Source organism: Bradyrhizobium yuanmingense (assembly GCF_900094575.1).
GTDB lineage: Bacteria > Pseudomonadota > Alphaproteobacteria > Rhizobiales > Xanthobacteraceae > Bradyrhizobium > Bradyrhizobium yuanmingense.
Window position 1 is genome coordinate 1 of record NZ_FMAE01000047.1, and the last position, 11184, is coordinate 11184.

Here is an 11184-nt window from a genome sequence, read left to right on the forward strand (position 1 = left end):
AAAACCAGCGACAAAAAATGCAAGACGCATCGCGAGCCACGTGGCCGGCCGATCGGCAGACATTTTTAGGAGCTCCGGAGGAAATTGCTAGCGAGCGCAGCGCCCGGGTAATTGCACAGCGTTCCGCCATCTAGGGGGATCGAAACGGAAGAGTCCACCCACCAAAAATGAGGGTGCACTGCGCACAAGCTCTTGATCTATCCAACTTTCTCACGTGCCGGGCTCGATCGTCTCGACCGGCACAGGCGCGCGATGAGCGATCCCGGCCGCCGTCGGTTGCCTCCATTGTGAGCCGTAGATTGCGGAGCTGGCCGGGCTCCGGGCGCTCTAGGTGTGTTAAAGGGGCAGACGTCAGCTTCCGAACGGCCAAGCGGAAATCTTACGAGATTAGTCAGAGCATTACCGCTCGAGACCCCATGGCTGACGTTCACGCGGCGGGCACTGCGGTTGCGCTTTCCGGTTCCCACATTCCCAGCTATTCAGCCAACTTGCGACGTCGAATCGAGCGCCCCCGGGAGGCCGCGCGCCCATGAACACATTGTTTGACAACGCTATTCAGTCGATCCAGCTCGGAATCGAGGATTACGAGCACAACGACCCCAAGCGCGCGCTTTCGACCGTGCGGAATTTTTATGCCGGCACGCTGCTGCTCGCCAAGGAAGTTCTGGTCCGTGCGGCACCGAAAGCTTCCGTGAAGGCAATTATCGGCTCCAAGTTCGTCCCTGTCCCAGACGGGAAGGGAGGCGTTACCTATGAGGCGAGCAACAAGACCGTCGATTTCATGGAGATCGGTGATCGCTTCAAGACGTTCAGCCTGAAGATCGACAAGGCGGCCTTGGCTGATTTGAACAGAATCCGCAACGACATGGAACACTACTTCACGAACGCGAGCGGGAAGAAGGTTCGTGAGGCAATTGCACGCGCGTTTCCTGTCGTAGTCGACATGTTCAAGCAGTTGCATGAGGAGCCGTCAAAGCACCTGGGCAAGTGCTGGAATACCATGATCGAGGTAAAGACGGACTATGACCAGGAGCTCGCCGAATGTCGGGCGAGCTTCGACAAAGTCGACTGGAAGTCGAATGCAATGGCTAACGCGGAGCCCGTCTGCCCGAGGTGCGACTCCCGTCTGGTTCACCAGAAAAACCCCAACAATACCGTGCATGAAAGCGCTCATGCGACATGCCGCGAGTGCGGTGAAGATCTCGACGCGCACGAGGCGATCGAGGCAGCCCTCAAGCAACACTTTGCGAGCGACAACTACATCGCCATGACAGATGGCGGCGAAGGAGCACTGGCTAGCTGCCCTGAGTGCGGCTATGAGACGTATGTCACGAGCGAGGACGAGAACGGCTGTGCCCGGTGCCAGCTCGAACTTGATGAATGCTTGCGATGCAGCACATTACTCACGCCGAATAATGTCTCTTGGGACTCGCACGAGTTCTGTAGCTACTGCGATCACGTGATGTCGAAAGACGACTAGGCCTTGAACGCCTCGCCCGGCGAGCTGCCCGATGTCTGGTGCCGGGGGACCTCGTCAGAACTGATCCTGCACCTGCTTGTAAGCCGGATGCTTCGTGTTGTTGACCTTCACCCAGTGCGTGCAGCGCCTTGCACCATAGGCGCGCGCGCGGTGCTTGGAGACCATGCCCTCCAGGCCGATCTTGCAAGCGGCCTGGAACAGGTCGGGGCCGATCTCGCCCTGGTCGTAGTCTGCAGCGAAGATGCCCTCCGGCCTGCGGGCGCGCGAGGTTGAACTTGCGCATCGACAGCGGCAGGCGCCGGTAGTCATTCCCATCACTCGCCAGCATGTTGAAGGCGTATAACCGGACCTCCTCATCGTGGCGTCTTGATTGCAGCGAGACAAAACCGGACATGCCGATGGTTTGTTGGGTTAAGCCGGTTACATGCGCTCCATTGCTGATGGCGGCTAGGGTTTACAGTATTTCCGCAGGTCGGTGAGGTGGGTCTCGTCAACCACCTTCATGAGGTCAATCAGCGCTGAATTTGCGTCCCGACTCTCCTCCACCGTCAGGGAGGATTGCGCGATCAAATCGTCTAGACTGTCAGAATGCGACTCGACCTGCGCGAGCCGCTCCAGCGCATTGAGACGATCTCTGTCCAAGCCATCGTAACGATCGCAAAGCGCTTTGAGCTTGTCACTTATGTTCCCATTACGTGGGACTTTGAACGCCAGAAAGATTTCAAGCACACGCCGCAACACGTTCGGCATCATGAACGCATAGTCGAAGTGACCACCCCCGGCAGCTTCAAACGCCATCACCTTTTCAAAAAGGTAGTGGTACTCCGATTCGTACTCGCGAAGATGTTTCGGAAGATCCACTATGCTGGAGGTACGGGTCTTAGTTGAGGCTGGTATCGAAACATCTATGAACTTCAGGCTGGCCTTGGCCGGATCAGCCTTGGCCCAGTTCTTCCAAGGCTTCTTAAATTCATTCATGCAATGCTGATTGTGGGTCAGTACGATGAGCTGACGCGCATCGGAAAGCCAATTACGAATGAGTCCGCAGGCGTAGTTCATTGCCTTTGTATCGAGGCTCGATACTGGATCGTCGATAACCACGATAAGGTCCTTGACCCTTCGATCCTCTGCTTCAAGCGTTGATAAGAAATAGCAAAGCGCAATTGCCGTCTTCTCTCCTTCACTGGGAGCGCCTGTCACCAGCGTTCCGTGCCGGTGTAGTTCATAGCCCTCCGCAATGGCGATGATCGTCAGTTCGCCGTGGCCAAGATACGATTTAACCAGCGCATTGATTTTGTCGGCGGCGGGCCCGTGTTGTTGGACCTTGGAGCGCAGCGCGGCTATGTCCCCTTCCAGCTTTTCGACTTTCTTCTTAGCGGCAGCCTCCTTCGCTGTAGCATTGGTAATCTCGCTGACGTGTTTCGTATACTCGTCGGCGCTGGTAGCTACGAAATGGCGACGAATTGCTTCTCGAGCCTTTTTCTGATGCTCGTTGAACCTGTCGACCATGTTGGCATGCTGCTCGAGGATCGCATTAAGAGCGTTACAGCTCTCTTCGAGCAGCTTAATGCGAGCCATCACCTCTGTCACCGGGGGGAGCGGTATCGTTACTGGACGGGTCGGCGCGTCCTTTCGCTCCCGCAACGCTCTTAATACCGTCACCATCAGGGGTCTGACATCATCCAATGCTGCGGTGAACGTTAGGACGGCAGCTTCAAACTGCGGTTGAAATTCGGCTGACAACTGGGCAGCGGCAGGTATCGCGATCTGTGCGACAGCCAGCGCTTCCACGCAGCTACCTGCATGTTGCGCGGCAGTGTTCAGTTCGATGACGAACTTGGAAAGCTTGTCGTCAAAAGCCGCTGTGAGTAGCGCTTTTCGCTGGTCGGTAATTGCTTGGCCGCAATGCAAGCACGACCTTAAATCGTGTTCGACATGGTACTCATGTCCTTGCTTGACCCATGGGACCATTTGCGGGTGCACATCCAGCCCTTCGAGGGCGATGCTCCCAGTGGATTTTGGAGCGAGCTCAACGGCGGCTCTAATCGTTTCCGACAGCTCCGAGACCGGAATCTCTATTGACTTGATCTTGGCTGGCGGTTCGGACCGCGCACAGGTCGCGGCGGCCGCATCAAGATCCGCATCGCTAAGCTTGCCACCCGCCAAAGTCCCCAGCTTATCAACGTCGGCTATAAACTGCGGTGCCTCGTATCGAGTGGGCTGGCGTAAACGCTCGGAGACTGTTCGCGCGAGAACCTTCTTGTACTCGGTGAACGCCTTCTCGCGTTCCTTGAGCAGCTTGGCCTCGCCTTCGTGCTTCGTTCTCGTCGCTGGTAGGGTAGTTTCGAGCGCCTTCAACTGCTCCGCTGCCTCGGCTTGGTCGGCGCCAATATAAAAGACGGGGTTCGCCACGCCAGTTTCCCAGCGGAGGTTCTCGGCAATGAAATCGCCGTTGAAAACACAGACGCACTTCTCAAGGCCGCTGAGTGCCTTAGGATAGGTATATTTCGTCCCGTTGGACAACTCGATTTCGAATGTGCAGCCTTCGGGAAGTCGCTCCTGTTTTTGCTAATATGCGGGAAAGGGTTGACTTTCCCGAGCCATTGAATCCGTAGAAAAGATTGTATCGCTTGAGATCAAGGCTTGGAGTGGTGGCTTTACGCTCCGCCAACACGGCTGCGCCCTTGAGCAGACGAATGTTCTCGATGATCGCCACGGCCACCTCCTCCCCCTTATGGCTAGAGAGGATTACTAGCATGCAAGCTGAGGTTGTAAAGAGGGCACCCCTGCCAAAAGGCGTCATCTCCATTTCACCGCGGCCGGTTCAGGTCGATCCATTGGTTCGTCATCCACCCTTCGCGCTTGGTCTCCGCCGACCTGCTGGCGGCTCTTCCTCGGTCGTGGCTTCGCGGAGGTGGTGTAGTACCGGGGCTTTGGAGCAGACGCTGGCAATGTGGCATCTCGTGCTGACCTGGATCGGCGTGCTCGACTAGCCACGGCTCGTCTGCGTGACCCAACCAAGCCTGGTAGGTGCCTCCCGGGTCGCTCCGAGGATACAATTCGACAGAGTATTAGAAGCAATGCAGGACCAGATTCGAAAAATCATGATAGGCGCCTGCTCCTGTTTGCGCAGAAACCGGGGCCGACCAATTAACACTTGAGACGAGCGCGTCATGGCCGCCGATCCGAAAACCGCATCCCTCTACTCGCGAATGCAGAGCTACGGCACCCTGACTGAAGCGCCGCGCGACGTGCCAGACGCGCGCTTCGCGCTGCCGGCAACTGTCCACTGGATGCGCGCGCTCGCGATCCTAACTGTCGACCAAAAGCTCGACTTCGCTGCCGGTCGAGGGTTCTACGCGAATGTTCACGCGCGCGGGATGCCAGATCCCCAGCTCAACACAGTGTGTGAGCAGCTTTTGTTCGTCCTTAACCAGATAGCTGCGCTGCAGGCGCTGACGGCTCCGACGAACAAGGCAGACGTGGCGCGGACGGCAATTGTTGGCTGGTAGTACTATGGTGTCTACAGCGCGGCTTCCGCCATGACGGCAGCGATGGACGGTTCCTTCCAGGCAATCACGCGGAGACCGCGCGGAAGTGGCAGGAGCGCTTCCCTGCCAACGCCCTGGCGATGCATCCCTTCGCGGACTGCCTGTCGAGCGTCATTCCGAAAACAGTCGAAACCGAGCTCGCGCCAGTAAGGCAAGGGGACAGCACTCGCTCGTCAACAAACCCACGACTGCGCAGGAAGCCTGGGGCTGTTGCGCGGAGTATCTTTCCGGAACGGCGGGCTGGGAACGATGGAATGTCGAGGAGAGGGTGAGGGAAACGGCCCAGTTCAAGGCGCTGGGAGTTTCCGATTTCCGGACGAAGGCGGCGCGTGAACTGCGCGACACCTCGTACGCCCGTCGCGGCATCAGTTTCCTTCACCAGGCGTCGCGCTATCGCGGGAAGGCGAACTACCGGGACGCCATCTACCTCGCCTATGGGACCTCCGTACCGAACCAGTTGTCGGGTCTCGTCGACGACGTACTTGTCGTACTGAAAGGGTTCGCCGCCATGGCCGGCGCCTACTGCTCACTGCGAGTGGGCAAGACCGCTTGGATAGACTTCGCCGACGATCTAGATCGCAAAAGGGCTATTTCGATATCCCCGAGGATGTTTGGTGACCGCTGACCTGCCACTAACTTCATCCAGCGGCAGTTAGAGTCTCGGTGGGTTTTGTAGCGAGACCGTGCAGCGAGACCGAACTTTGGAGCATCCAGAACTAGAGTTTTTCGCCTTGATTGTAGCAAGACCGAACTTTGGACCACCCAGAACTAGAGTTTTGCGCCGCTGTCACGTTGGCGGGCTGGATGCGCCGACGTCGTCGAAGCGCAGCACGAAGCGGGGGCGCGAAATATGGGCGGGCAGCTATGTAGAGCCACTCGCTTGCACCCGGGCAAACGGGCGCCTGGTTCGGATGACGCGCATCCCTAACGAGCGCAGAGACGCCGATGTGCATAACGCTGGGTATAAATCGGTTGAGCAGCATTCTGCCGCGTCCATTTATTGACTCCGGAGGATGCGACCATTACAGCTCTGAGTCGCATTTATTGGAGGGTTTCAACCATGGCTAGTCCACCAAATCAGGAGCCAGGGAAGGGCAATCATCCGGATCACCCTCAACATCCCGATGTTCCGCCCGGCCCGCCTAGCGATACCCCTGGCAAAGGCCCGCCACGCCCCACCACGCCGCCTGATCATCGCCCGGTAGGCTAACTGTTTGCGGCACCCGAAAGCATCAGTTGGCTATGAGAATTGGTGGGCGCTCTGGCCTGACCTACTTCGCGAGGAACTTGAGGCGTTCTCAAAAAGAGGGATTGCGCCTCGGACGCTCTATCAGGCGCACGGCATATTGATTCTTGAGGCGGAGTGGCCGGTGCATGGGCATTCGGATCCGATTCGCTTGCGCATCGGATTCTCGCCACTTCATCCGTATTTTCGCCCGGCGGTCGGGGCGCCCGACGAAAAATTTGAGCGCCACCAAAATCCGCTGACCAAAGAGCTATGCCTACTGACGCAAGAGACAGGACAGTGGAATCCACGGCAGTTGGTCTCCGATTTCATCGAGGAACGGCTGAAACAGCTTCTGGCGGCCCTCGACGCGCGGAAAGAGAAACGATGGGACGACGCTGCGCGGCTTGAAGAACAAGCTCCCGATCCGCTGATGCCGTATTTCGCTGGCGCGGAGGACGACTCCGTTATCTTATTCGATGGCAGCATGCCCGTGCCACCGAACGGACACGGACTCATGGACGTGGTCTGCATGAGCCGCAACAGTGCTAGAAATCAAGCCGCATTTGAGGGCATCCTTCGGCAAGTGAAAAACAGCAGCGGAGTCGGCGTGGGAAAGCGGTTTGCGTTTCCCAACGAACCGGCTGGTGCGCAGGTAGTTACGGCTCGGTGGGTCAAGTTCACCCCACCCGCGGCGATGGATGCAGCAGAGCTGCTACTACTAGCGGAGAAAGAGCTTGAGACGCAAGCTGTTCTGCAAGGACCAAGCGTGCGAAAACTCAATCAATTTGCCGCTGGACCATTTTCTATCACGGGCATCGTATTTCCGGATGAGATCGAATACGGTCAGCAAAAAAAAGGGGCAGGATGGCTGTTTCTTGCGAGCCGTCGCGGCCTTGTCACTGGCAACGAACAGAATCCGGCTGAAACCCAACTCATTATCGGCAAACGCGCTGGCAAGGACGACATCTTCTCTAGACTACCGGTCGCACGATCATTGCTCAACAAGAGCGTCGTCGTCGTGGGTTGCGGTGCCATCGGTGGGTTCGCAGCACTAGAGCTAGCGCGCGCAGGAGTCGGTCGAGTCGCCTTTGTCGATTACGATACCGTCGAGCCGGGGAATAGTCTGCGTTGGCCGTTGGGACGGACTGCATGGGGCAGTCCCAAGGCGGTGGCTCTCGCGAACTTTGTCTTGGCAAATTATCCTTGGACAACACCGACTGCTTTCGGTGCCAATCTTGGCGCAGCGACATCGGCTCCGGATACGCTACCGCCGGATCTCAACGAAAACGTGCTGTCACCAATACTGGATGTCTTACGCGAGGCGAATCTCGTCGTCGATACGTCAGCTTCATTCGAGGTCCAATATGCGCTCTCCTACTATTGCCGCCGATTGAAAGTGCCGTATGTGATGGGCTACGCGACCGTGGGGCTCGCAGGCGGCGTGGTCGCGCGCTTTGTTCACGATTCCAAAAGCTGCTTGGTTTGCCTCCATGAACATCGGAAGGACGAGAAACATATATCCAAACCGCGTCTCGATAGTACCGGAATCGTCACGCCGTTAGGGTGCAATGCGCCTACATTCACCGGAGGAGGCTTTGATCTGCAAGAAGTCTCGCTTGAAGTCGTCCGCAGTGCGGTCGGATTGCTCTCAGAAGGGAAGTACGACCCCGGGACCTGGCAAGTGTCTATCCTGACACTGCAAGGCGAGAACGGAGTACGTGTGCTGCCGAGCTGGGAAGCGTTTCATTGCCCGCCACATCCTCGCTGTTGCGGAGCCGGGGAATGAACTCGCTGTTGCGGAGCCGGGGAATGAATGTCTGGCTTTCTTCGCACGTGATGCGGGCAATGTGCAAACTTGCTTGCGAATTTGCCCCCCTTGAGAATGGCGGAGTTCTCCTCGGCTGGCGCGCGGGGAAAGACCGGGTGGTAATCGACCTTCGCGGTCCCGGCCCGCACGCCCTTCATGGGCGACACTGTTTCGTGCCTGATCACGCTTGGCAGGTCGCAGAGATTCGGCGGGCTTTTCAGGATAGCGGGGGTGACGTTGATTACCTCGGCGATTGGCACTCGCATCCCGGTGGGTCGCGGCAATGAGCGATCTGAACTCGGCTACGCTGCGGCGCATTGCTCGCCGCGTGAAGGAGCCGCTCATGCTGATCGTGGCAGGCAGCGAGATCAATCAAGACTGGTCAGCGCGTTGTTGGAAAGGGCGCATTGATGGGCGATTTCTGCGGCGCCGCTTGGAAGCGCAACCACAGGAGCTAAAATTGTTCGATCCACCACCCGATTGGGCAACCGTCCGTCACGCTGTCTGAGCCGGCGCCCTGAAGCGCGCTCGCTAGGGGCAGAGTGTAATGTGAAGGCCGAACATGGGTGATGTGCGGATTGACACTTCGCAATGGGAGCGCGAGTACGGAAAGAAGCCAAGTGGGCGCCGTTATTGGCGCTTCCGGATCGTCGCGCCCCGTACTACCGTCAAAGAATATGAGTTCATGACGGATTTCGCACTGACCTTCCCCGCCGCGTGCAGAGTCGCAATGGAAAAGGCGCGGCAACGCCGTTCGGATCAAGTCATACTGCTACCATGAGGGACCATGACCAGTTGGACCATCGAGCGCATGATTGACTGCCGGGCGCGCCGACGTGAGGTATTCGTCGGTCATCGCATCAGCGCGGATGGCGGTAAGTCGTGGATCGAAGAAGGCGAACTTCACGCCAGCTTTGCAGATTCGTTCTCGCGCCTGACGCGCGAAGTGGATCTCGAAGAGTACCAATCGCGCGTTGCCGCTTTACGCGCGATCTCGTTGATCATGCCGTTTCTCGCCGCGATTAAAGGGCCGCTTCACAGACGGGTGCCCATGGTGTCCCTCTCAGCGACTTGCGCCACACGTGGGCGCAAGAAAACGTGAGCCATCTTTAACCAGTCTTTAGCGTCGTCCCCGACGAACCGACCGTGCCACCGCGCAACTGACGGCGAGCAGCTCGACCATTTCTTTGTAGCTGGCGGCGCGGTCGAAATGTTTCTACTATGACCACAACGCCAGGCGGCCAGGATCAGTAGTCCGGCACCGAAAGAAACAGGCATTCAAGGCGGCAGCAATTTCTAAGATGACTCAAGCGATGAGCGAGGACAATGCAATAGATCTCGCCTCGACTAAAAGCCCGACCGCCGATTTTTTGGAAGGGCTGTATGGCGAGCCATTGCGCGCCGAGACGATGCGGACGGGGCGCCATCTGATTATTGCTTCGACGATTTGCGCGGTCGTCGTGACATTCGATGTACAGCTCAAAGGCACGGGCCTGGTCCCGTTGGACTTCGGCAATCGGCCCGAAGTTTTGGCCATGCTTATGGCGCTGGCTGTCATCTTGCTGCTCCTTAGCTTCGTGTTGCGGACCTGGACCGACCTGCTTCGCGAACGCGAGACAGCGAAATTGGTCACGCAGTATATCGAAGATGAGCGAGTCGATGCGGCTCGGGAGTCCGCAGAGGGCGCGGACGCCGAAGAGTTAAGAAGTCGGCGGGAAGCGCTCGACGAACCGGAATACTACGACCAAGAGGACTCGAATTGGGACGCATACCACAAAGTTAAGGATGCGGCCGACGCGGCCCTGCAGAAAGCAGAAGACCGTTTGAGAAAGCGGCGGTGGCCACTCGGCTTGCGACGCACATGGATGATCCTGGAAGCCGGCCTGCCTATCGTCTTTGCGGCGTTTGCAATCTACAAGTCATGGACATCCGTCAACGCTCTCTTCAAAGCACTGTTCTTGTCGTAACGGCGGCTCAAGCAGCCGCAGGATTTTCTCGGAAGACTTCAGAGAAAGCGGCTGGTGGATGAAGGCGCCACGCTGGCTAGGGCATCGCCGGTCTAGGACTGGAGGAAAGCCAACGGCCTGCACTGCCTGTTGCCCAAGGGCCAGGCCGTAATCTTGGGGCGAGCGGATCGAGTGTGCCATATTGGAACGTAGCTAAGTGGCTGCGGGGCAATGAAGACGTCGCGGTGGAGTAGGATGGCCATATAGCCTCGATATCGATAAGGTTGTTCCGTCGAGAGCCGAGCGCGGTTGAAGCGATCCAAAGTCGGAAGACTAAGCAAAGAACCACCTTGTAGCGTCCCGCCGACTGGTCGCGGATGCCGGAGAACTGCAATCGCGCCTGCATAACCTCGCCGATTGATTTGGTGCTTCGGTAGCCTTTTTTGTGCGCGCGATCAGCAGCTCCCTCCGATCGCTGCTTCGTGTTCAGCAAGAGGACGCAACAACGACGGCAGTGGAGAAGGCGCCGGTGCTGTCGGTGTCGCGGTTGCCGGTCGGCAGACCGCGAAACCGGCAGGTGCTGTCCTAATTGGGAACACGCGCCATGTTGAACTAGGACACTCAAAATGGATCAGTGTTTAGCTCTTGCTAACCATGCCGAGAGCGATTTCTATGACTTAACGGAACAGAATCAGGTTGTGCCTAACGATCCATTCCCGTCGGGATGAGGGGGTGCGACGTGGCTAAGAGTTCGGCAGGTAAGACGGTCAACCGGCTATACTTCGGCGACAATCTGGACGTCCTGCGAGAATATGTAGACGACGAAAGCGTAGACCTCGTCTACCGGAGATGTCCCGATCGCTGTTGAACTACGTCGGGCCGACGTTGCCGGAACGAATGATTACGCGGCCCTCGTGACATGGGCAACGGGCTTGATCGTCATGCGATCGTGGTGAGCTTGAAGGGCCGCACGCAGAACCGACAATTGCTTATGCGCCTTCAATCGCCGGAAGCCCTTGTTGGCCTCGATCATGCCGGCCGCGACCCATCGCAAGGCCATACCGGCATCCCGCCAGCGTTTGACGTTGCGCGTGACGCGGCGAATGGTGCCCATCATGTTCTCGGCGATGTTGGTACAGGCGAGCGATCGACGAAGCTCCTTCGGCAGCTTC

Annotated in this window: 11 protein-coding genes and 1 pseudogene; 8 read left to right on the plus strand and 4 right to left on the minus strand. The window is 57.9% G+C overall.

The features are described from left to right. The first annotated feature begins 529 nt into the window (after positions 1 to 529). Complete coding sequence (locus GA0061099_RS37825) at positions 530 to 1480, plus strand: hypothetical protein (RefSeq protein ID WP_074448592.1); 951 nt, start codon at positions 530 to 532, stop codon at positions 1478 to 1480. A 54-nt stretch (positions 1481 to 1534) separates the two neighbouring features. Here the strand turns inward: GA0061099_RS37825 and GA0061099_RS37830 are convergent, their stop codons facing one another. From GA0061099_RS37830 to GA0061099_RS42910, 3 genes are all read right to left on the minus strand, one after another. Next, positions 1535 to 1789, minus strand: a complete 255-nt coding sequence (locus GA0061099_RS37830; RefSeq protein ID WP_074448593.1) for a hypothetical protein — start codon at positions 1787 to 1789, stop codon at positions 1535 to 1537. A 138-nt stretch (positions 1790 to 1927) separates the two neighbouring features. Next, the gene (locus GA0061099_RS37835; protein ID WP_158644922.1) at positions 1928 to 4003 is read right to left on the minus strand and encodes an AAA family ATPase; all 2076 of its coding nucleotides are present in this window, start codon (positions 4001 to 4003) and stop codon (positions 1928 to 1930) included. Further along, the gene (locus GA0061099_RS42910; protein WP_158644921.1) at positions 3972 to 4196 is read right to left on the minus strand and encodes an AAA family ATPase; all 225 of its coding nucleotides are present in this window, start codon (positions 4194 to 4196) and stop codon (positions 3972 to 3974) included. Before GA0061099_RS42910 ends, GA0061099_RS37835 begins: the two co-directional genes overlap by 32 nt. Positions 4197 to 4653: 457 nt before the next feature. Here GA0061099_RS42910 and GA0061099_RS37845 point away from each other — a divergent pair, with 457 nt between their 5' ends. The 7 genes from GA0061099_RS37845 (at position 4654) to GA0061099_RS37870 (ending at position 10033) form a co-directional block, all read left to right on the plus strand. Further along, entirely contained in the window at positions 4654 to 4992 is a 339-nt protein-coding gene (locus tag GA0061099_RS37845) for a hypothetical protein (protein ID WP_074448594.1), read from the plus strand. A 307-nt stretch (positions 4993 to 5299) separates the two neighbouring features. Then, positions 5300 to 5656 carry a hypothetical protein gene (locus GA0061099_RS37850; protein WP_074448595.1) on the plus strand — a complete coding sequence of 119 codons (357 nt, stop codon included), beginning with the start codon at positions 5300 to 5302 and terminating at the stop codon, positions 5654 to 5656. Positions 5657 to 6245: 589 nt separating this feature from the next. Continuing rightward, complete coding sequence (locus GA0061099_RS37855; protein ID WP_074448596.1) at positions 6246 to 8045, plus strand: ThiF family adenylyltransferase; 1800 nt, start codon at positions 6246 to 6248, stop codon at positions 8043 to 8045. A 50-nt stretch (positions 8046 to 8095) separates the two neighbouring features. Next, a complete protein-coding gene (locus GA0061099_RS43310) occupies positions 8096 to 8353 on the plus strand; it encodes a Mov34/MPN/PAD-1 family protein (RefSeq protein ID WP_420886590.1) in 258 nt (85 codons plus the stop codon). Next, positions 8350 to 8574 carry a hypothetical protein gene (locus tag GA0061099_RS40830; RefSeq protein ID WP_141697795.1) on the plus strand — a complete coding sequence of 75 codons (225 nt, stop codon included), beginning with the start codon at positions 8350 to 8352 and terminating at the stop codon, positions 8572 to 8574. The genes GA0061099_RS43310 and GA0061099_RS40830 overlap by 4 nt, the downstream gene beginning before the upstream one ends. Positions 8575 to 8853: 279 nt before the next feature. After that, positions 8854 to 9168 carry a hypothetical protein gene (locus tag GA0061099_RS37865; RefSeq protein ID WP_074448598.1) on the plus strand — a complete coding sequence of 105 codons (315 nt, stop codon included), beginning with the start codon at positions 8854 to 8856 and terminating at the stop codon, positions 9166 to 9168. Positions 9169 to 9379: 211 nt separating this feature from the next. Further along, positions 9380 to 10033 (plus strand): hypothetical protein, encoded by a 654-nt coding sequence (locus tag GA0061099_RS37870; protein WP_074448599.1) that lies wholly within the window; start codon positions 9380 to 9382, stop codon positions 10031 to 10033. Positions 10034 to 10913: 880 nt separating this feature from the next. On the opposite strand, the pseudogene GA0061099_RS37875 reads toward GA0061099_RS37870, so the two are convergent. Continuing rightward, positions 10914 to 11184: pseudogene (locus GA0061099_RS37875) on the minus strand (IS256 family transposase); the annotation flags it as partial.